Source organism: Cohnella lubricantis, assembly GCF_014212015.1.
GTDB classification, from domain to species: Bacteria; Bacillota; Bacilli; order Paenibacillales; family Paenibacillaceae; genus Cohnella; species Cohnella lubricantis.
The window spans coordinates 43038-62465 of the sequence record NZ_JACJVN010000009.1; the positions used below are offsets into that span (position 1 = coordinate 43038).

The window sequence follows — 19428 nt, forward strand, 5'->3', positions numbered from 1 at the left end:
AATCGAAGGGAATGGATGCTTCTAAGAAGGTTTCCCGATTCCGTTCACGGCAATCCTTTCTCGCGGTATATGTCCCGGCTCAGGGCGCAGATCCTCGAAACTGCCTTCAAGCGGCCATTAGCAAATAAGTTATCCGTTGAGCCCTCCGCGACGGTGTGCTAGAATGATGGGAATAAGAATCATTATCAATTATGGGGCGATGAGATGACAAGTCCGTACGATTTTTCCTTAGCGAAATACTACTTTCACATTTCTCCCGAGGGCGTCGATCACCTGATTGCCGAGATGCCGGCAGCCGAATTGCTTGGCGGCAGCCGCCTTAAGGATATGATCCAATCCATGGGAGAGATGGTGCAGGCGTTCGACATGACGCTGCCTGCCTCCTTCTTCGGCACGAGCTTATGTCATCTCTGCCTCGTCAAGCTCCAGTTCTTGGCGCAGTATAACGTAATTCTCGATCTGTCCTTGGAGCGGCTGACATTCCAAGTGGATTACGAGGAGTCGCACGGCCATCCTCATCTCGGGTTCCGAATCAACGAGGTCGCGACCCGGGAGATCCCTTCGGAGAATGGCGACGCCGCGGTGCGCGAGGATTGGGAAGCTTACGCCCGCGATGTCGTGACGCCTGCGGTCGAAGCGGTCGCCCAGACGGCGGGGATGAAGCCGGAGATGATCTGGCCGCAATTCGGCGGCTTGGCCGCGATGATGCAGGATTTCGTCCAGCAATCGAAGGCATCGGCCGAGACGAACGAACGGTTCGAGCATCATCTTCAGCTCCTGACCGAATCGATCTCGCCGGAGGCGTTCCATCAGAAGCGGAGTCCGTTCAAGTGCAAGGTGCGCTACGTCGAGAACTTCTATGAGCCTGGAGAGAAGTGGGTCATGCGATCGGCCTGCTGCCTGTACGACCGTCGCGAAGGCGGCGAGAAGTGCTACATCTGCCCGCGCCGTACGGACCAAGAGCGCGAGGAGATGAAGGAGCGTCTGCTGGCGGAAGCAAACGCGAAGTAACGGGAAGAGAAGCGTTAACCGGCGTTAAAAAAAAGGTTTTCCCATGGGGCCGCGCCCGCAGGAAAACCTTTTTTTGCATACGCTCACTTCACCATACCGCTGCGAAGAGCGGCGACCACCGCCTGCGTCCGATCCTCGCAGCCGAGCTTCTGCAAGATGCGGTGCACATGCGACTTGACCGTCCCTTCGGCAATGAACAGCTTGCGGCCGATCTCGTCGTTGCGCAGCCCGTAAGCCATCTCCTGCAGAATCTCGCGTTCCCTGTCCGTAAGCGGCTCCGACATGGGGATCTGTACGATCGTCTCTGCGCTGTTGCCGCTGGACGTCTCCGGAGCCTTCCCGAAGCTGACTTCACCTTCTGGCGCCGCCATCCGCTGGAGAGCGCCAGACGCCAGCTTCGACTTGTACACGGCTTCGCCTTGGAAGGCAGAGCGGACGCCGTTAAGCAGTTCCTCCGCTTCCGCGTCCTTGAGCAGATAACCAACAGCTCCAGCGCGGATGCCTTGATAGATATACTCCTGATCGTCGAACGTCGTCAGAATGACAATCTTCGTGTCCAGCTGCCGCTGCACAATCTCACGGGTCGCTTCGATACCTGTCATGCCGGGCATTCGAACGTCCATCAAGATGACGTCCGGACGAAGCCTCTCGGCCAACTCCGCCGCTTCTCGCCCGTCGGCCGCCTCGCCGACGACCGTCATATCGGACTGCAGTTCGATGATGTATCCGATCCCTTGGCGAATCATCGCTTGATCGTCGGCGAGCAGAACCCGAATGCTATCCAGTGAAGCCACCCTCATTCCTCCTTCGCCAGCGGCGATCCCGCCGATAGTCGAACTTCCTCGTTCGGAACGACGGCAACGATCTCGAAGCCGCTCGGCTCAACCGCCCGATAGATGAGGCTGCCGCCCATCTCCTCTAGCCGCGCACGCATCGAACGCAAGCCGAAGCCTTCGGGGATGCCGCGATCAAGCCCAAGTTCGCCATTGTCGCGGATGCGCATCTCGACATTGCCGTTCTCCGCACGAAGCTCGACGTCTACGATCGTGGCGCGGGAGTGGCGAATGACGTTCGTCAGCGCTTCCTGCAGCACGCGGAACAGCGTCTGAACCGTCTCGGCGCTAAGCGCCGTTCCGTTCAGATCGTTCTTCAGCCGACATCGAATAGAGGAGGATGCTTCCGTTCTGGCCAGCAGCGACTCCAAGGTGGAGACGCCGGGCATCGACTGGTCGTCGGCTAACGCATGAATGGACGTTCGAATATCGGTTAATCCCTGCCGCGCGACGGACAACAGCTCTTCAAGCGAATGCGCGGCCCGTTCAGGGTTCTCCCGCAGCATATACCGCATCGCCTGAAGCTGCACGATCATCGACGTCAGGCTGTGCCCGACCGAGTCGTGCATCTCTCGCGCGATCCGCGTCCGCTCTTGGAGCACTGCGTTCTGCATCGCGGTGGCGGAGGCTTCTTGAAGCTGCACGTAAGCGTCCTGAAGCTCCGCGAGCTGCTTCTGGTTCACTTCGTACATCGCATTGCGCTGCATGCGGCTGCGGATGAAGAAGTATAGGACCGCCGCCAGCAGAGCATAAGAGAGGAGATCGAACAGATCGGAGCTCCCGAACCTCGAATAGAGGAATGCCGTCAGAACCATGCCCGCGATGAGAGGCGCGAGCGTGCGGCGGACGCTGCGGCGAAGTATGACAGCAAACGCATAAATGGCGATGAAATAGAGCAGTTCCACTTCGTGGAACCAAGCTATGCCGATCGCACATTCGATGCTAAGGATGCTGGCAGACGCAGCTCTTCTCGCGGGAGTCCACCGCTTGTCCGTGATGAACAGGATGCCCGAGAGCGTCGCCCAGATCGCAAGATGCAGCACGGTTTGCGGCAGCGAAGCATGGAACAGCCGGTTTATATACATCAGTAGGAAGATAGCAGCCGCACTGGCGAGAGGCTTGCCATAGAAGCGAAAGTTCACGGCCATCCCCCCTATTGGTCGAATCATCCCATTGTAGACACGACAAGCGGCATCCGGCAACGGATATCGCTGATCTCGCAGCAATTTCTATCTGCAGATATAGAACCCGCGGGTTCAATTGTATCTACGGTTGGTCGTGCCCGCACGGTCTGTCGGGTACGATTAGAAGCGTCGATAGATACTCAACTTAGGGGGAATCATCATGAACATGCAATATCTTGCGATGGTGCTTCTCATCGCTATTATCGGTTACCGAATATACCTGCGCGTACGCCGGACGTTCGTCTGGCAGCAATTGAGATTAGGCAGGCTACGGTTGAAAACGATACTTCTAAGCGTCATCGGATTGCTCTTCTTCGCTGAGGGCGTATTCCCGGCCGAGGGCGGCTTGCATGCAGTTAGCCTTATCTCGGATATCGTCGGTATCGCGTTCGGCGCTATTCTGGCTTATTACAGCAGGGCCAAGACTGCCTTCGAGCAGCGCGGCGCTTGTTGGTTCTATCGGCCAAACGCCTGGATTGGCGGATTCGTGACCGTTCTGTTCCTAGGAAGGCTTCTCTATCGCATTTACGGCATGCTGCACCCCGCCGGCGATCCGTCCGCGATGACCTGGGCTGAGAGGATGAACGGCGCAGGAAGCTCTTGGACGTCGGGCCTCATCCTGATCATGTTCGCTTATTATGTCACATATAATATCCTGCTCATGCGCAAGCGGAGATCCGTAGAAGCCTAAGCAGACATAACCAGCGCGAGGGACTCGTCCCCCGCGCTTAATTGCTTCCTCTTATCAAATCCAAGGCAGAGGCTGTACGGTCACCGCAACGGACTCGGGCTTGCTTGGGAGCAGCATGCGCAGCATTCTGCGCCTTCCGAACGGGTTGGCGGAATGGATGATGATGCGCTTCGGATAGATGCTTCTATCGACCATGAAGCGCACGACGTCTAATCCGGTTACCGGGTGCGTGCTTAGATCATAGTCGAGGGAGAGCGTGTTCACTTGCCTGGCGCGCAAATAGCGGATTGCCTCCTCCGCCGTGCGAGCCAGCTTGTAGCCGGGCGGATTCGGCCTTCGATCGTCAAGGAACACGTTGAGCATGGCTTGCTGCCTCCCGCGTCGAAGTCGGGCGCCGATGGATCGAAGGCATGCGGTACGCACGCCAAGGATTGCGCCACGATGCAGTCTATTCTCCGGCGGCAAATCGGTGACGTGCGATAGAGCCAAATGTCGATGCCGGAGACGGCATAAGCTTGCGAACAAGGAATTGCCGGTGTTATCGTCGAAAATTTCTGGTAATGGAAGAAAGCGAGATAAAGGGGGAGCCGCAGTGGATCGTTCCGCAGAATCGCTGGTTGCGCAGATGACGTTGGAGGAGAAGGCCGGTCTCTGTTCCGGAGCCGATTGGTGGACGACGAAGGGGATCGAGCGCCTAGGACTGGCGCCGATCCGTGTGGCGGACGGTCCGCACGGCTTGCGGAAGCAGAAGCCGGGGGCGGCGATGGCGGGCAGCGAGCCGGCGACCTGCTTCCCGACCGCGGCAGGGCTCGCCGCTTCCTGGAGCCGCCAGCTGGCACGGGAGGTCGGCGCTGCACTCGGCGTCGAGAGCCGAGCGCAGGGCGTCGCCGTGCTGCTGGGCCCAGGCATCAATCTGAAGCGTTCCCCGCTGTGCGGCCGGAACTTTGAGTATTACGCCGAGGACCCTTATCTGTCCGGCATGCTGGCGGCCGCATTCATCGAAGGCGTGCAGTCCCAAGGCGTCGGCACGTCGCTGAAGCACTTCGCCGTCAACAATCAGGAGCATCTGCGCATGACGATCGACGCGGAGGTGGATGAGCGGGCGCTGCGCGAGCTGTATTTGACCGGCTTCGAGCTCGCGGTTAAGCACGGCCGGCCTTGGACGGTGATGGGCGCCTACAACCGCGTGAACGGCAGCTATGCTTGCGAGAACGACTATTTGCTGCGCGATATTCTGCGCGGCGAATGGGGATTCGAAGGCGCGGTCATGTCGGACTGGGGAGGGACGAATGACCGAGTGGCAGGACTGAGAGCAGGATTGGATCTGCAGATGCCGACCGGCTACGGTTATACTGACCGGGAGATCGTCGATGCCGTGAAGGAGGGCCGATTGGCGGAATCCGTATTGGACGAATCGGCGGCGCGGATCGTCCGGCTGCTGCAGATGGGGGCCGCCTCTGCCGTCTTCGATAAGGACGCTCACCACCGGCTCGCGCGCAAGGCGGCAGCCCGCAGCATGGTGCTGCTGAAGAACGAAGGCGATCTGCTGCCGCTGCGCAAGACCGGCACGGTCGCGCTCATCGGCGAGTTCGCCGAGAAGCCGCGCTGCCAAGGCGCGGGCAGCTCGCTTGTCAACCCGACGCGGCTCGATACGGCGCGGGCAGCCTCGGCGTCCGATGCGGTATCCGGTCTGACCGTCCGTTACGCCAAGGGTTACGACTCGCGCTCCGCCGAGCCCGATCCGAAGCTCATCGCAGAAGCTTGCGAGCTGGCCCGCGGGGCGGACGCTGTCGTCATTCTGGCCGGGCTGCTCGAGACGGACGAGATGGAAGGCGCTGACCGCACGCATCTGGAGCTGCCGGCCGCGCACAACGAGCTGATCCGCCAAGTGGCGAAGGCGAATCCGCGCGTCGTGGTGGCGCTTAGCAATGGCGCCCCCGTCACGATGCCTTGGGCGGACGCTGTCCCGGCGATCTTGGAGACATATCTCGGGGGCCAAGCTGCCGGCAGCGCCTTGTGGGATGTCTTGCTCGGCGAAGAGAATCCGAGCGGGAAACTGGCGGAGACGTTCCCGCTGACGCTGGAAGACTGCGCGGCTACGCCGTTCTTCCCGATGGGACCGGACCTAGTGGAATACCGGGAGAGCATCTATGTCGGCTATCGCTACTACGATAAGGCGCGGCGCGATGTGCTTTACCCGTTCGGCCACGGGCTGTCTTATACGAAGTTCGAATATGCCGAGCTTCGGCTCAGCCGAAGGAGGATGACAGACACGGAGGAGCTGACCGTGTCTTGCAAGGTGAAGAACGCCGGCTCAAGAGCGGGAAGGGAGACCGTTCAGCTCTACGTGAAGGATGTTCAATCGACGATTTTCCGCCCGGAGCGGGAGTTGAAGGGGTTCGAGCAATTGGAGCTGGCGCCTGGCGAGGAGAAGTCCGTCACCTTAATGCTGGACCGAAGAGCGTTCGCCTATTACAATGTCGAGTTAAGAGATTGGCAGGTCGAGAGCGGCGAGTTCGAGATTCAGCTTGGCGCCTCCTCCCGGGATATCCGGCTGTCAGAGCGGGTTCACGTCGAGGCGGCCCAAACTTACGACGAGCGCCGCAACGATCGCAGGGACGAACTTGCCGCCTATTACGATCTGTCCCGACTGCCTAGCGTTGACACGAAGACGTTCGCGGCGCTCTGCGGCCGGCCGATCGAAGCGGACTTCCCGCCAAGCAAGCGGCGCTATCACCGCAATTCCACGATGATTGACATCCGCAGACATTGGATCGGACGCATCCTGATGAACCGGATGATGAAGGAAGTGGAGAAGGGCATGGCGGGCCAGGAAGAGAAGACGGTCGCGATGACGAAGGCGTTCATCCGGGAGCTTCCGCTGCGCAACCTGCCGATGATCTCGAACGGGATGTTCACGCCGCGGCTGGTGAGTGGGTTGATCGATCTGCTGAACGGCCGCATCGTGCGAAGCATCGGGCAATTCATCAAGAGAACATAGAAGGGGAGAGAAGTTCTTGACGCTCCAGCAATTGAAGTATGTCATCGAGGTAGCGAAGCGGGGCTCCATGAACGAAGCGGCGAAGCGGCTGTTCATCTCGCAGCCGAGCCTCTCGAACGCGATCCGGGATCTGGAGGAAGAGATCGGGATCATCATCTTCGAACGGACGAACAAAGGGATTACAATGTCTTCGGAGGGTGCCGAATTCCTCGGCTATGCCAGGCAGGTCATCGAGCAGGCGGAGCTTCTAGAGGGCCGTTATCTGAACGCGAAGCCGGCGCCGCAGCATTTCTCCGTCTCGACCCAGCACTATGCGTTCGCGGTGAACGCGTTCGTCAATCTGGTACGCGAGCATGGGCATGACGAGTACGAGCTGGCCCTTCGGGAGACGAAGACGCACGAGATTATCCAAGACGTGAAGAGTCAGCGAAGCGAGATCGGGATTCTCTACTTGAACGAGTTCAACAGCAAGGTCATGAACCGGATGCTGCGCGACGCGAATCTGAAGTTCAACCACCTTTTCACAGCCGAGCCTCATGTGTTCATCAGCATCTACAATCCGCTCGCGAAGCAGTCGGTCGTGACGATCGATCAACTGCAGGATTACCCTTACCTCTCCTTCGAGCAGGGGGAGTACAACTCGTTCCACTTCGCCGAGGAGATTCTAAGTACGTTATCGCATCCCAAGAGCATTCGGGTCAACGACCGCGCGACGTTGTTCAACCTTCTGATTGGATTGAACGGCTATACGATCTCCACCGGCGTGCTCAGTTCGGATCTGAACGGCAACGAGATTATCCCGGTGCCGCTCGAATGCGAGGAATCGATCCATGTCGGCTGGATCAGCCACAAGGAAGCGGCGTTGTCGCAGCTGGCCCAAGCTTATGTGGAAGAGCTGAAGCGGGCGATCGCGCCGTGAGATCGACGTCTAATCGTCTTTTCGCCTAGCCGATTCGCCCCACGTCTCGCTCCCGTCCGGCGTCGGTTCGAAGAGATGGCTGATAGACGCTTCTTGGATGTCCTCGTATTCCTCGCGGTCCGCAGACACGTCGATCCATTGCTGCGGAGCGTCGGTGAGTGGTCTGCGCCTTAGCATCGCATTCATCCAGACCACGAATTCGGCCCGGGATACGGCGATATGCTCATCATGCACACCATGCGCGTCTTGCGGGACCTGTTCGTCATGGATTGAAGCCGAGCGCCCGTTCATGATCGATAACGCTTCGGTCTCACTGCCAAGCAGGCGGCCGAAGACGATGGTCAGCTCGCGGAACGTCACCGCCCGATTCGGCTCGAAGGCCCCGCCCGGTTCGCCTGCCATTAGCCGCATTCGATAGGCTTTAGCGATGGCCGAACTCGCCCAGTGGCCGGCCTCGACATCCGTGAACGCCGGTGCGGAGCCGATCTCTTCCCGCTGCACTGCCCGTGCCAGTGCGCTGGCAAGCTCCGCGCGGGACAGCGGACGGTCGGGCTTGAACGTGCCATCGGAGTAACCGGCCATATACGCTTCATGCGATATGCCAGCTGGTTCGGCATCGGCTGGAGCAACTGATGACGCAGATGAGGGAGCTGCTGGAGCTGGTCGCGCATCCATAGCTCCGAACAGAACGATCCCAGCCACCACAAAACGAAGTGCGGTTATTCCCGTTTGCCGGATCATCGGCTGTCCCCCCCCTCGGCACGTGTTAGGGTTGGTGTGATACGAATAGTATACTTATATTAATCTATATGCCAAGATGTATCAATCAAGTTTTGGACGGCGGCCGGGCGGCGGAGGCGGTGGAGGCGGCGGAGGCGGCGGAGGGGGAGCAACCGGAGGCGCAGGAGCAACCGGGGGCGTCGGCGGAATCGACGGACCGGGCTGCGCCCAATTCAGTGGCAATGCCGCGTATGACGGAACCGGCGGATACGTTGAATAAGCTAGATGCGACGAATAAGTCGAGAATGGCGAGGACATCGAAGGCAGCGAAGACGAATACGGCGAGGATAGCGGATAAAGCGGATGCTGCGAGATATGCGAATACGGCGGATACAGCGAGTAAGGCGAATACAGCGAATATGGTAAATAGGGCAAATACGTCGAATATGGCGAGTACGTCGAATAGAGCATGGCGTTCCTCCTTGGGCGGCGATGGTTCAATTTATTAAGGAGACGCCGCGTTGGTGAAGGCGGTCCAGACACAAGCGTGATAGAATGGAGATTAGCGGTTCAATAGCCGAAGGAGGGGTAACGAATGGTCCGATTGCATGAATCCAAGATGCTGAGAGTGGTGATCGAGCGGCAGCCCGACGAGGTGTACGAGTATGCGGTCAATCCGGAGCGTCTGCCCGAATGGGCGGCGTCATTCGCCTTGGCCGTCCGCAAGGAAGGGGACGAGTGGATCGTCGACACCCCGGAAGGGCCGATGAAGGTCGAGTTCGCAGAGCGCAATGCATACGGGATATTGGACCATTACGTGACCGTCGCTCCGGGGATTCGGGTGCTCAATCCGATGCGGGTCATCCCGAACGGCATGGGCAGCGAAGTGATCTTCACGTTCTTCAAGCCCGACGAGATGCCGATGGAGCAGTTCGAGCTGGAGGCTGCCAACGTCTTGCAAGATCTGCATTCTTTAAAAAGAGTATTGGAACAGCAGCGGTAATCTCCGCTTTCTTCCAGCCGTCCGCCTAACTGCGGACGGCTTTTCTCTATGCTGCCTTAGCGCTCCTGACAGCAATATAGCCCCGTGGAATTAGAGACGAGCGAACCGTTGCTCCGTCTTCTTCAGCAAGGCGGTACGGGTCTCCAGGCTGCGGCTTTCCATTCCTGAGTAGTTGTACCAGCGCAGTTTGTGAATGCCCATCTTGCGGAACGTGCCCCGGAACAATATTTTCGTCACCGGGCTGCTGAAGATCAGCTTGTAGAAGAAGGTCGGAGTGGCCATGACAGTCAATAGGGACACGCCTTCGAGCCTGGTCAGCTTCGATACGAACGGCCGTCCGGGCTTCACTTCCTCGTAGATGATTCCTTTCACGAACACTTTGTCGATAAAGCCCTTCATCAGGGCGGGCATCGCCTCCCACCAGATCGGGAAGAGGAAGACGAGGTGATCCGCTTCGAACAGCCGGCGCTGGTAGTCTGCGACAAGCGGATCCAGCGTCTTCTTCTGCCGCCATGCGGCAAGCTCTTCCGCCGACAGCACGGGATTAAAGCCGTCCGCTCGGGGATCGATGAGATCCGCTTCGTGGCCGGCTTGCCGAAGTCCGCGCAGTACGGCGGCGAGCAGAGCAGCCGAATAGCTGCGGCGGTGCGGGACGTTCTCCGAAGCCTCCGCTCCGTAAGGATGGTCGAAGATGATGGCGACTTTCATGGGATCACTCCTTCGTTGGTTTCGCATGAGATTATAATGTTTGCTTTGAAACCAAAATAGCACTATGGTTTCCTGGTTGTCAATAATGTTTCTTTTGAAACTTAAAATAGATTTGTGCTATACTGGCGTTAGATGTATGTAGAAGGGGTTAGGGGATAAGATGAGCGATCGTTCCGAACGGGATGTACTGATTCAGCGGATGCTGGAGCTGTCGGCGGAGATGCAGCGCAAGTTCCAGGCCGTGGACGACGAAGAGCATAGATGGCTGATCGATCATTGCGAGACGCAGGCAGCCGGCAAGGTTCTCCGCGACATGAGCGTTATGATGCTCGATATCGTGGACGCCGTCGGGAAGCTTCAGCCGGTCAACGGCATCACCATCTCGAAGCGATTCGGCATTCCGAAGGGCAGCGTGTCCAAGCAAACCCGCAGGCTGGTGGATATGCAGGTTCTTCAGACGCAGCTTCATCCCGGCAACAAGAAAGAGATTTATTTCAGTCTGACCGAGGTTGGGGACGAGATCTATCGGCTGCATGAAGCGCTCCACCGGCAGATCTACATCGGAGCGCGGAAGTTCCTGGAACGGTATAGCAACGAGGAGCTTCGGTTCTTGGCTGATTGTTACCAAGATACGCTGCAAGCTTCCTGGCTTCAGACGGAAGAACCGGTGTCGAAGGCAACATCGGCTGTATCGGATAGAGGAGACCTGCAGGAGATTCAAGACATGCTGAAGTCGATAGACGCTGCGCAACTGCGGCAAGTGAAGGCAATTCTGAAGGTAATGTTCTTCACTTCGTTCGAGGAGGATCGCGATGATTGACCAACGGAGCCATCGGCTGCCATCGCCGAAGCGTATGGTCTATTTCGATATCGCTGAGCGAGGGACCGTGTCCAAGGCGGAGCTGCTCGGCCGCTTCTCGCTGTCGGGCACTTCGATGACAAGGCTGCTCGAGGAGATGACGGCGGAGGGGCTGATTCTAGCTTCGGGCTTCGGACCTTCGAGCGGAGGCCGGCGGCCGATTCTGTATGAGACGAATCCGGCGTTCGGCTATTTTTGCGGATTAGAGATCTCTCGGTTCCATTCGGCGCTCGGCTTGTTCGATATGCGAATGAACCCGCTGTCGTTCGTCCGCTGGCGGATGGACGAGAAGATGACGCCGCAGGCGCTCGCGGATCGGGTCGCCGGCGCTGTGCAGGCCGCGCTTCGGGAGCAGGGGATCAAGCAAGAGCAAGTGCTTGGCTTCGGCATCGGCTCCGTCGGTCCGCTAGACCGAGAGAGCGGAATCATTCTGCAGCCGCTGCACTTCCCGGCCCCAGGCTGGGCGAACGTCCCGATCTGCCGGCTGATCGAGGAGCGAACAGGCTTCGCTGCCCAGTTGGACAATGGCGCGAACACAGCGCTGATAGGCGAACATTGGTCGATGCGCAGCGCCAATCCGCAGCACATGCTGTACGTGCATACCGGCGTCGGCTTGCGATCTGCTATGATGTCCTACGGCCAGATCATCTATGGCTCCGTCGATATGGAGGGGGCCATCGGGCAGATGATCGTTCAGTCGGACGGACCGCAGCTGTACGATGGGAGCAACTTCGGCGCGTTGGAAGCCTACGTGTCCGTGCAGGCGTTGGAGAAGCGAGCGCAAACCCACGCAATCATGGGCGCGAGCCCTCTGACGGAGCTGTTCGGCGTCCAGCCGGAGCAGATTCGCTACGACCTGCTGCTTGAAGCGCTCCGGCAGGAGCATCCTTACGCGATGGAGCTGTTCCAGCAGGGGGCGTCGTTCTTTGGCATCGGGCTGGCCAATATGATCAACATGCTGCATCCGGAGATTGTCATCGTCGGCGGCACGCTCATTCAATCGCACGAGATGTTCCTCCGGACAGCCATCGATATCGCGCGCAAGAATACTTACTATCATCCGCAGTACCAGCCCGTCTTCTCCGAAGGCGAGCTGAAGGAAGACGCGGTCGCCACCGGTGCCGCGCTAATGATGTGGAAGCAGCTGGAACTGCGCTAAGGCGCGCTGTAACCCGCAAAAGTCGGGCACAGATCCCGCCCGCGCACCGCCTGCACGCAGCGCGCGCAGCAACAAGCCCGGCCAAGCGTCCAAGGACGCCGGGCCGGGCTGTGTGTTGCTGCACCGAGCCTATTCCCAAGGCTGCGATGCGGCGTAGTCCTTCTTCTTCCGCAGGAAGAGGAAGCCGATACCGGCAGCCGCGACGGCCAGCGCGAGCAAGTGTCTCATGCCGGAGAAGCGCTCCAGCAAGGCGCTGAGGCCGAACACCGCGAAGAACAGCACCGACAGCGTCGTCAGAATGCCGATCGGGATGAGCAGCCATCGGTTGCGGCTGCCGAACAGATACAGCTCGAGCAACCCGACCGCAGGCGCAAGGATGAAGCCCGGCCACATGACCGACCAGCTGCCCGACAGCGAAGCGATCTGGCAGACGATGCCGACGGTCATGACGACGCCTCCGGGCACGAGCAGCCCGACGCCTCTCTGGTTCAGGAAGAAGTACAGCCAGTGGAAGAACACGCCGACCGGAATGACGAACAGCGTCGGCCAGAAGTGCGCGAAGATCGAGCCGACCGACCAAGAGAAATCCGCATGGACGGCGATCACGACCGCCAGCAGAAGCAGCAGGAAGCCTGTCAGGGCGTTCCGATGAACTCGCATATTTTCACCTCTCCGTAACTATTCTTTATATTCTAAAGCATACTCTAATAGTGAGAGGTTTACCCCCTGCTGCGGGGTAGTTGGAAACTCGACTAAGGTCGGGGACTTCCGGCGGAGCCGGCAGCGTCAGAGTTCAGCGCAACTATTCAATCACAATAACTTTATATTTCTTAATATCTAGGAACCGGATGAATTCGCGGGCCAAGTAGGCAGCCGAATGCATGGTACCATCTTGAAGCCGGTATAGCAGCAGGCCGATCACGAGTCCCGACACGTAATACGCGCACAACTCGCGGTCTGCGATCCCGGGAAGCGGCTGTGACAAGTAGAACGAGCTCAGCTGTTCGATCATGTCCGGTATCGGATCGGGAATGCTGTAATCTGCGTTTAGAAAATGTGCGATGGCCTCATGCTCCGACAAGTCGTCGAGCAGGCGAGTCAGTGCGTCGGCCGCTTGATCCATTGTGATAGGGCCTGTCCCCGCTACGGTCAAGTAGCCGATGAGGATGCCGCAAGCTTCGCGAATCATATCCCGCAGCAGTTCATCCTTATCGGCATAGTGCGAATAGAACGTGGCCCGGCGGATGCCGCTTCGTCGGGTAATGTCCGCTATCGTGACCACGTCATAGTCTTTATGCGCCAGTATCGACTCGATAAGCGAATGGCGCAGCGAAGCGCGCGTTCTCGCCACACGGCGGTCGATGTGTGCCTTCTCCGAGGATAGTTCGGCTTCGCCGTTATGGCCGAACAGCCAGAAATAGCGTTTGTCCGGAATCAGCGCCAGAAGCGCCGGCTCATCTCCTCTGGCGTTGACTGCAGACCTTCCTTCACCCAGAACAGTAGAATCGAATACAGGTACAGCGTCATATAATGCGCGTACAAGTCGCGAGCCATCCGTGATAGATTAGGCTCTTGCGGCTCCAGAGCGACGTCTTCCCGGAACACCTCCAGGAAGAAGCGGTGGAAATTCACGTAAGGCTTCATGCTCCTGTTGATCATCGTGCGGAAAAAGGCTCGATGCTCCGCTACATATCGCAATGTGGGATGAACCTTTAATTCCACATGCTGCAGATCGAGCGACACTTTGTTGCGGAGCGATTGCCGGATCGCTTCGCTCAGCCCTTCGCGCATCTCCTCGACGATCTCCCCGAACAAAGCATATTTGTCCTCGAACAGCGTGTAGAATGTTGCACGGCTCACTTGCGCCGAATCCGCGATTTCTTTGGCCGTTACCCGGCGAATGTCCTTGTCGGACAATAGGGCAAGCAACGCTTCCTTCAACCTGGCCGTCGTTTCCTCTTGATGGGATAGCTGCGGCACAAGGTTCGCCTCCTTACCAACTTTTACGTGTATCATGCAAGTTTATCGATGTAATGGTTAAGAAACCGTACACATCGGATCGGATTGTCTTTGTTCGTCTTTCGAACAAACCTACAATAACCGATGAAAGCTAGTTAAGCAATGGCACAAGGAGGATCGCAACAAATGGACAGTGCTGAGAAGCAAGAAATCAAACGTGTGTTCGAGCTGCAACGGTCCCATCGCGGCGCGATGCGTCAAAAGACGGCGGAGCAGCGCAAAGCGATGCTGGCCCGGCTGCTGGAAGCCGTCAAAGCGAACAAGGAAGAAATTATCGAGGCGGTCCGCCAAGATGTACGCAAGCCGTACCGTGAAGTCGAGATCGCGGAATATTGGGGAACGGTCAAATCGATCGAACATAATATCGCTAACCTCGAGCAATGGATGGCGCAGATCGAAGTGACTTCGACTCTTAGGCCGGACGCCAGCGGCCGCTTGATGTATGAACCGAAGGGCGTCTGCCTGGTGCTTGGCCCTTGGAACTATCCTTTCATGCTGACGATGGTTCCGCTTGCTTCCGCAATCGCCGCAGGCAACTGTGCGATCGTGAAGCTGTCGGATCTGACCGAGCAGACCAGCCGCGCCGCAGCGAAGGTCATCCGCGAAGCCTTCGACGAGAAGGAGGTCGCGATCTTCGAGGGAGACGTCGATGTGGCAACGGAACTGCTGGATCAACCTTTCGACCATATCTTTTTTACAGGAAGCACAAGGGTCGGCAAAATCGTCATGACCGCAGCCGCGAAGCATCTAGCGTCGGTAACGCTTGAGCTCGGCGGCAAGAGCCCGACCATTATCGATGAGGGGTACGATTTGCTGGAAGCCGCAAAGAAGATTGCCGTCGGCAAATTCGTCAATGCGGGACAGACGTGTATCGCTCCTGATTATATCTTTGTCAAAGAAAGTCAGCAGGATGCATTCGCTAAGGCGCTGGAGGCCGTCGCAAAGGCAGGATTCTTCGGCGAGGACGGACAGCTGAGCAAGGAGAAGTTTGCCCAGATCGTCAACGAACGCAACTTTAACCGCATCAAGCATCTGGTAGACGACGCCATCGCTTGCGGCGCCGAGATCGTCTTCGGCGGGCAGTTCGATCAAGCGGACCGAACGATTCATCCGACCGTGCTGAAGAACGTTACGCCGGATATGGCGATTATGCAGGAAGAGATTTTCGGTCCGGTACTGCCGATGATGACATACGACAGCCTCGAGGAAGTCATCGAATACGTGAACGAACGGGACAAGCCGCTGGCGTTGTACTTGTTCAGCACGAGGGAAGATGCTATCTCCCAAGTGCTGAATCATACGACTTCCGGCAACGCTGCGATCAATGACGTCGTCGTACACTTCAGCGATTTGAACTTGCCGTTCGGCGGCGTCAATGCGAGCGGAATCGGTTCCTATCACGGCATTTACGGTTTCAAAGCTTTCTCCCATGAGAAAGGCGTCCTATTCGCCTAAGCAGCTTTACGCAAAAATGATACATGGAGTGTGAATCAATCATGGCGTTGCAAAATCAAACGTTCCAATTGAACATTCAAACCGACTTGAAATTCGGCATCGATATCGTCCGCGAAGAACTGGCTAACAGCATCAAAGCAGCCCGCAAAAAGAAAGCGTTCATCGTCACGGACAAAGGCCTCGTCGACGCCGGCGTCATCGCTAAAGTAACGGCTCCTCTGGAGGAAGCCGGCCTGTCGTACTATGTTTTCTCCGACGTGCTGCCGAACCCGCCCGCGAATTCCGTCATGGCGGGCGTCGAGACATACAAGCGCGAAGAAGCCGACTTGATCGTCACGATCGGCGGAGGCAGCGCGATCGACTATGCGAAAGCTCTCGCCGTCGGAGCTACCCACGAAGGCTTCGTCTTGGACTACAGTATCGGCCGCAAGCCGGTTCAAGACATCGTTCCGCTGCTATTCGCCATTCCGACGACGATCGGGACCGGCTCAGAAGTGACGCGAGTCAGCGTCATTACCGACACGGATGCGGGCCGCAAGCTCGTGCTGGCATCTTCTTACCTCGTGCCTAAAGTCGTCTTCGTCGACCCGACGCTGACACTCGGCCTTCCGCGCGCCCACGTGGCCGCGACCGGAGCGGACGCGCTCGTTCACGCAATTGAAGCTTACGTCTCGCTTCCGGCGAACCCGTTCACGGACGGCTTGGCGCTGCAAGCGATCCGCATGATCTGGAACAACCTGCCGCAGACGTATGCGCACGCCGCAAACCTCGAAGCGCGCGCGCAGGTTCACCTGGCCAGCACGCTTGCGGGCATGGCGTTCAACCTGTCTGGACTCGGCATGGTTCATTCGCTGTCCCACCCGATGTCCGCGCGTTATCACGTGCCGCACGGATTGGCGAACGCCATTCTGCTGCCATACATTATCGAGCACAATCTGCCGGCGAACCCGCGCAAATATGCGGACATCGCCCGCTTGCTCGACCCGGCGCTGTACCAGGAGACGGACAAAGATGCCGCAGCTGCTTTGATCTCGCTTGTGCAACAGTTCCTCCGTCTGATCGACATCCCGGAGACGTTCGCTTACACCGGAATCGAGTTCACTGCCGTGCAGGTTGAAGAACTGTCCGAAGACGCCATGAACGATCATGGTACGGTGCACTTCAACCCGCGCAAAGCGGTGAAGGAGGACATCGCCCGCATCTACAAACGTGCTCTCCCGTCAGTCTAATTTTATTTCATTACAGGAAAAGCAGCCCACGAGGCTGCTTTTTGCATTGCAGGTATCCAGCAAGCCGGCTAATGATCCGACAACTGCCCGCTTGACACTTGATTCGGCTTCCGTTAATATTCTAACCAGTTAGTTATAAATGAGGAGTGGGATTGCCCATGCCGGATCAACAACAGAAGCGATCCCGAACATACGACGCCGCCCGCACGAAGGAAGCGATCCTCGACGCTGCGGAGGAGGCGTTCGCCGAGTTCGGCTATTCGGCGGCTCGAATCGACGCGATCGCGAAGGCGTCAGGGTACAACAAGAGCTTGATCTATCAATATTTCGGAGATAAGCTGGCGCTTTATACCGAAGTGATCAAGCGGGCCGACCAGTTGGGAGACCGCGTGACCGGACAGGTCATTGGGGAAATGGTCGCCGATGAATCCCTCACGTCGGATGCTGCGAAGTTCCGAACGTTCCTGGAGACAAGCGCGCGGGTGATGACCCGGTTCCTGCTTGAGCATCCCCGTTACCGGAAGATCCTGTATTGGGAAGCGGCGGAAGAGTGGAAGACGTGGAACCAGCTCGCGTACAAGCCGGACGACGTGTCGCAATTGCACGAGATCGCCCAAGCGGCGAAGCGAAGCGGCCTGATCCGGCAGGACTTCGATCCCGCACTGTTCCCGATCTTCGTCATGCACGTCACCTCGTCTAGCCTGCAGGCGGTGACCCGGTACGAAGGATGGCTGGGCAAGCTGGATTCGCCGGAGCTGCAGACGCGTCTGGAAGAGCAGATCGCGCAATTTCTGGTGCGTGGCATTATGGAGCCGTCCTTGCTATGAAGGGGCGGCATTCCTTTGCTTCATTTCTAAATAACTAGTTAGATTCAAATCGAAGATCCATAGAGGAGAGTTGACGATGGACGCCATGATTAGAACCGCGGGGTTAACGAAGCGATTCGGCCGAAGCACAGCCGTGGACGAAGTCTCGCTCAGCGTCGGCCCAGGGGAAATTTACGGATTTCTAGGTCTGAACGGAGCCGGCAAAACGACGACCATCCGCATGCTGCTCGGCATGATCAAGCCTAGTGCAGGAGCTTCATATTTGTTCGGGGAGAAGGTGAACGCCGCCCGCCGCGACTTGTGGTCGAAGGTTGGCTGTCTGGTGGAGATGCCGAGCTTATATCCCGAGCTGACCGTCTACGAGAACTTGGAGGTGGTCCGCCGGTTAAGGCGTCTGAATGGCACGCACTGGATCGAAGAAGCGATGGAGAAGCTCCGGCTGACGCCCTACCGGAACCGCAAAGCCAGGCACTTGTCGCTAGGCAACGGCCAGCGGCTCGGTCTAGCCAAGGCGATGCTGCACAAGCCTGCCGTTCTCGTGTTGGATGAACCGACGAACGGGCTGGACCCGGCCGGCATCGTCGAGGTCCGGCAGCTGCTGAGCGAGTTGGCCGCCCGCGAAGGCGTAACGATCTTTATCTCCAGCCACTTGCTCGGCGAAGTCGCGAAGCTTGCGACGCGTATTGGCATCGTGCATCAAGGCCGGCTCGTGCAGGAATCGGACGCCCGCGAGCTGCACGGGCATCTGCGCAAGCGGCTGCTCGTTCAAGTTCAATCGCAGAACACGGAAGCTGCGCAAGCTGTATTGCATAGTCGAGGCTATGCGCCACTATTGGCGGCCGCTGATGAAGGCGGAACACTGGCAACCGAGCACGCTGACGCCGTGGCGAATCCCGAACGGATCGCCAGGCTGCTCGTTGAAGCGGACGTTCCGCCAAAGCTGCTCCGGGTGGAGGAGGAGGATCTAGAAGCTTATTTTCTACGAACGATCGGTATGGATGGAGGGATGGCGCAATGAATATGCTGACGGCGCTATGGGCGGAGAGCTTGAAGGTTCGCCGCTCAAGAATCATATGGATCTCGCTCATGGCAGCGACGCTTCTGCCGATCCTCTTCGGGCTGGTCATGGCGGGTCTGATCAGCTCCAAGCCGGCTCTAGAGGGGCAGGAGGCGAATATGCAAGCCTATCTGAACCAGCTGGGCGTAGCGGTATCGGTGGGAGGCATTATCGGGTTCGGCTTCCTCTACAGCTGGATCTTCGGACGCGAATATTCGGACCGGACCGTGAAGGATTTGCTGGCGCTGCCCGTACCCCGATTCCAAGTCGTCTTGTCGAAAATGTTCGTGGCCGCGCTCTGGTGCGCAGCCCTCGCGGCGTGGCTATTCGCCGTTGGCTGCGCGACGGGCTGGCTCGTATCGCTGGACGGCTGGAGCGGCGGCGTCATCGCGGACAGCTTGCCCCGCTATGCCGAGACGACGATCATGGTCATCTGCTTAAGTCTGCCGATCGGCTGGATCGCGAGCGCGGGCAGAGGGTACATGGCCGCGCTCGGCTTCGTCGTGTTGATGGTGATCGCCGCCAATCTTGGCGGCGCGATCGGAATTGAGTCGTATATGCCGTGGGCGGTGCCCGGCCTGCTGAATGGCGCAGCGGGCGAAGACAAGATGAATCTCGAGGCCGTCAGCCTCGCCCTGCCCTACGTGACCGGTGCGGTTGGCATCGCGGGCACGATCGCTTGGTGGCGGTACGCGGATCAGACGTAAGCCGTCTTATGTAGCCGTTCCTTGCCTCGCCTACCCATTGGCCCAT

At 58.3% G+C, this 19428-nt stretch carries 20 protein-coding genes; 12 read left to right on the forward strand and 8 right to left on the reverse strand.

The features are described 5' to 3' along the window. Positions 1–204 precede the first annotated feature (204 nt). Positions 205–1011, forward strand: coding sequence for a (2Fe-2S)-binding protein (locus H4Q31_RS01885; RefSeq protein WP_185177378.1), 807 nt, complete (start codon positions 205–207; stop codon positions 1009–1011). Between the two features lie 83 nt (positions 1012–1094). Here H4Q31_RS01885 and H4Q31_RS01890 read toward each other — a convergent pair whose 3' ends face one another. Together H4Q31_RS01890 and H4Q31_RS21740 are read right to left on the reverse strand one after the other, a co-directional pair. Next, entirely contained in the window at positions 1095–1757 is a 663-nt protein-coding gene (locus H4Q31_RS01890) for a response regulator (protein WP_245347282.1), read from the reverse strand. 50 nt (positions 1758–1807) lie between these two features. Continuing rightward, a complete protein-coding gene (locus tag H4Q31_RS21740; protein WP_185177380.1) occupies positions 1808–2986 on the reverse strand; it encodes a sensor histidine kinase in 1179 nt (392 codons plus the stop codon). A gap of 202 nt (positions 2987–3188) precedes the next feature. Here H4Q31_RS21740 and H4Q31_RS01900 point away from each other — a divergent pair, with 202 nt between their 5' ends. After that, the gene (locus H4Q31_RS01900) at positions 3189–3719 is read left to right on the forward strand and encodes a CcdC protein domain-containing protein (RefSeq protein ID WP_185177381.1); all 531 of its coding nucleotides are present in this window, start codon (positions 3189–3191) and stop codon (positions 3717–3719) included. 54 nt (positions 3720–3773) lie between these two features. Here H4Q31_RS01900 and H4Q31_RS01905 read toward each other — a convergent pair whose 3' ends face one another. Further along, a complete protein-coding gene (locus H4Q31_RS01905; RefSeq protein ID WP_185177382.1) occupies positions 3774–4082 on the reverse strand; it encodes a cyclic-phosphate processing receiver domain-containing protein in 309 nt (102 codons plus the stop codon). 229 nt (positions 4083–4311) lie between these two features. Here H4Q31_RS01905 and H4Q31_RS01910 point away from each other — a divergent pair, with 229 nt between their 5' ends. Together H4Q31_RS01910 and H4Q31_RS01915 are read left to right on the forward strand one after the other, a co-directional pair. Continuing rightward, entirely contained in the window at positions 4312–6720 is a 2409-nt protein-coding gene (locus H4Q31_RS01910; protein WP_209703555.1) for a glycoside hydrolase family 3 C-terminal domain-containing protein, read from the forward strand. Between the two features lie 16 nt (positions 6721–6736). Next, positions 6737–7639, forward strand: coding sequence for a LysR family transcriptional regulator (locus tag H4Q31_RS01915; protein ID WP_185177383.1), 903 nt, complete (start codon positions 6737–6739; stop codon positions 7637–7639). Between the two features lie 9 nt (positions 7640–7648). Here the strand turns inward: H4Q31_RS01915 and H4Q31_RS01920 are convergent, their stop codons facing one another. Beyond that, the gene (locus H4Q31_RS01920; RefSeq protein ID WP_185177416.1) at positions 7649–8221 is read right to left on the reverse strand and encodes an S-layer homology domain-containing protein; all 573 of its coding nucleotides are present in this window, start codon (positions 8219–8221) and stop codon (positions 7649–7651) included. A 733-nt stretch (positions 8222–8954) separates the two neighbouring features. Between H4Q31_RS01920 and H4Q31_RS01925 the strand changes: the two genes are divergently transcribed. Next, positions 8955–9362 (forward strand): SRPBCC family protein, encoded by a 408-nt coding sequence (locus H4Q31_RS01925; protein ID WP_185177384.1) that lies wholly within the window; start codon positions 8955–8957, stop codon positions 9360–9362. A 90-nt stretch (positions 9363–9452) separates the two neighbouring features. Here the strand turns inward: H4Q31_RS01925 and H4Q31_RS01930 are convergent, their stop codons facing one another. Continuing rightward, positions 9453–10070 (reverse strand): NAD(P)H-dependent oxidoreductase, encoded by a 618-nt coding sequence (locus H4Q31_RS01930; RefSeq protein WP_185177385.1) that lies wholly within the window; start codon positions 10068–10070, stop codon positions 9453–9455. A gap of 160 nt (positions 10071–10230) precedes the next feature. On the opposite strand from H4Q31_RS01930, the gene H4Q31_RS01935 reads away from it, so the two are divergent. Both H4Q31_RS01935 and H4Q31_RS01940 read left to right on the forward strand, forming a co-directional pair. Continuing rightward, complete coding sequence (locus tag H4Q31_RS01935) at positions 10231–10890, forward strand: helix-turn-helix domain-containing protein (protein ID WP_185177386.1); 660 nt, start codon at positions 10231–10233, stop codon at positions 10888–10890. Continuing rightward, positions 10883–12088, forward strand: coding sequence for an ROK family protein (locus H4Q31_RS01940; protein ID WP_185177387.1), 1206 nt, complete (start codon positions 10883–10885; stop codon positions 12086–12088). Before H4Q31_RS01935 ends, H4Q31_RS01940 begins: the two co-directional genes overlap by 8 nt. Before the next feature lie 129 nt (positions 12089–12217). Here the strand turns inward: H4Q31_RS01940 and H4Q31_RS01945 are convergent, their stop codons facing one another. From H4Q31_RS01945 to H4Q31_RS21480, 3 genes are all read right to left on the reverse strand, one after another. Then, positions 12218–12748 (reverse strand): hypothetical protein, encoded by a 531-nt coding sequence (locus H4Q31_RS01945; protein ID WP_185177388.1) that lies wholly within the window; start codon positions 12746–12748, stop codon positions 12218–12220. A 142-nt stretch (positions 12749–12890) separates the two neighbouring features. Then, entirely contained in the window at positions 12891–13439 is a 549-nt protein-coding gene (locus H4Q31_RS21475; protein WP_245347270.1) for a TetR/AcrR family transcriptional regulator, read from the reverse strand. An 83-nt stretch (positions 13440–13522) separates the two neighbouring features. After that, positions 13523–14068, reverse strand: coding sequence for a TetR/AcrR family transcriptional regulator (locus tag H4Q31_RS21480; RefSeq protein WP_311771663.1), 546 nt, complete (start codon positions 14066–14068; stop codon positions 13523–13525). A 165-nt stretch (positions 14069–14233) separates the two neighbouring features. On the opposite strand from H4Q31_RS21480, the gene H4Q31_RS01955 reads away from it, so the two are divergent. From H4Q31_RS01955 to H4Q31_RS01975, 5 genes are all read left to right on the forward strand, one after another. Beyond that, complete coding sequence (locus H4Q31_RS01955) at positions 14234–15562, forward strand: aldehyde dehydrogenase family protein (RefSeq protein WP_185177389.1); 1329 nt, start codon at positions 14234–14236, stop codon at positions 15560–15562. Positions 15563–15603: 41 nt separating this feature from the next. Then, positions 15604–16791, forward strand: coding sequence for an iron-containing alcohol dehydrogenase family protein (locus H4Q31_RS01960; protein ID WP_185177390.1), 1188 nt, complete (start codon positions 15604–15606; stop codon positions 16789–16791). A 158-nt stretch (positions 16792–16949) separates the two neighbouring features. Further along, positions 16950–17618: a TetR/AcrR family transcriptional regulator gene (locus tag H4Q31_RS01965; protein ID WP_185177391.1), complete on the forward strand. Its 669-nt coding sequence runs from the start codon at positions 16950–16952 to the stop codon at positions 17616–17618. 76 nt (positions 17619–17694) lie between these two features. Beyond that, positions 17695–18636 carry an ABC transporter ATP-binding protein gene (locus H4Q31_RS01970; RefSeq protein WP_185177392.1) on the forward strand — a complete coding sequence of 314 codons (942 nt, stop codon included), beginning with the start codon at positions 17695–17697 and terminating at the stop codon, positions 18634–18636. Further along, positions 18633–19382, forward strand: a complete 750-nt coding sequence (locus H4Q31_RS01975; RefSeq protein ID WP_185177393.1) for an ABC transporter permease — start codon at positions 18633–18635, stop codon at positions 19380–19382. The genes H4Q31_RS01970 and H4Q31_RS01975 overlap by 4 nt, the downstream gene beginning before the upstream one ends. Positions 19383–19428: the final 46 nt, after the last annotated feature.

What these genes read in the sequence shown, in the direction of transcription:
- H4Q31_RS01885 (WP_185177378.1), top strand. Translation starts at nt 205, where the DNA reads ATGACAAGTCCGTACGATTTTTCCTTAGCGAAATACTACTTTCACATT.
- H4Q31_RS01890 (WP_245347282.1), bottom strand. Translation starts at nt 1,757, where the DNA reads ATGATTCGCCAAGGGATCGGATACATCATCGAACTGCAGTCCGATATG.
- H4Q31_RS01900 (WP_185177381.1), top strand. Translation starts at nt 3,189, where the DNA reads ATGAACATGCAATATCTTGCGATGGTGCTTCTCATCGCTATTATCGGT.
- H4Q31_RS01905 (WP_185177382.1), bottom strand. Translation starts at nt 4,082, where the DNA reads ATGCTCAACGTGTTCCTTGACGATCGAAGGCCGAATCCGCCCGGCTAC.
- H4Q31_RS01920 (WP_185177416.1), bottom strand. Translation starts at nt 8,221, where the DNA reads ATGGCCGGTTACTCCGATGGCACGTTCAAGCCCGACCGTCCGCTGTCC.
- H4Q31_RS01925 (WP_185177384.1), top strand. Translation starts at nt 8,955, where the DNA reads ATGGTCCGATTGCATGAATCCAAGATGCTGAGAGTGGTGATCGAGCGG.
- H4Q31_RS01930 (WP_185177385.1), bottom strand. Translation starts at nt 10,070, where the DNA reads ATGAAAGTCGCCATCATCTTCGACCATCCTTACGGAGCGGAGGCTTCG.
- H4Q31_RS01935 (WP_185177386.1), top strand. Translation starts at nt 10,231, where the DNA reads ATGAGCGATCGTTCCGAACGGGATGTACTGATTCAGCGGATGCTGGAG.
- H4Q31_RS01940 (WP_185177387.1), top strand. Translation starts at nt 10,883, where the DNA reads ATGATTGACCAACGGAGCCATCGGCTGCCATCGCCGAAGCGTATGGTC.
- H4Q31_RS01945 (WP_185177388.1), bottom strand. Translation starts at nt 12,748, where the DNA reads ATGCGAGTTCATCGGAACGCCCTGACAGGCTTCCTGCTGCTTCTGCTG.
- H4Q31_RS01955 (WP_185177389.1), top strand. Translation starts at nt 14,234, where the DNA reads ATGGACAGTGCTGAGAAGCAAGAAATCAAACGTGTGTTCGAGCTGCAA.
- H4Q31_RS01960 (WP_185177390.1), top strand. Translation starts at nt 15,604, where the DNA reads ATGGCGTTGCAAAATCAAACGTTCCAATTGAACATTCAAACCGACTTG.
- H4Q31_RS01965 (WP_185177391.1), top strand. Translation starts at nt 16,950, where the DNA reads ATGCCGGATCAACAACAGAAGCGATCCCGAACATACGACGCCGCCCGC.
- H4Q31_RS01970 (WP_185177392.1), top strand. Translation starts at nt 17,695, where the DNA reads ATGGACGCCATGATTAGAACCGCGGGGTTAACGAAGCGATTCGGCCGA.
- H4Q31_RS01975 (WP_185177393.1), top strand. Translation starts at nt 18,633, where the DNA reads ATGAATATGCTGACGGCGCTATGGGCGGAGAGCTTGAAGGTTCGCCGC.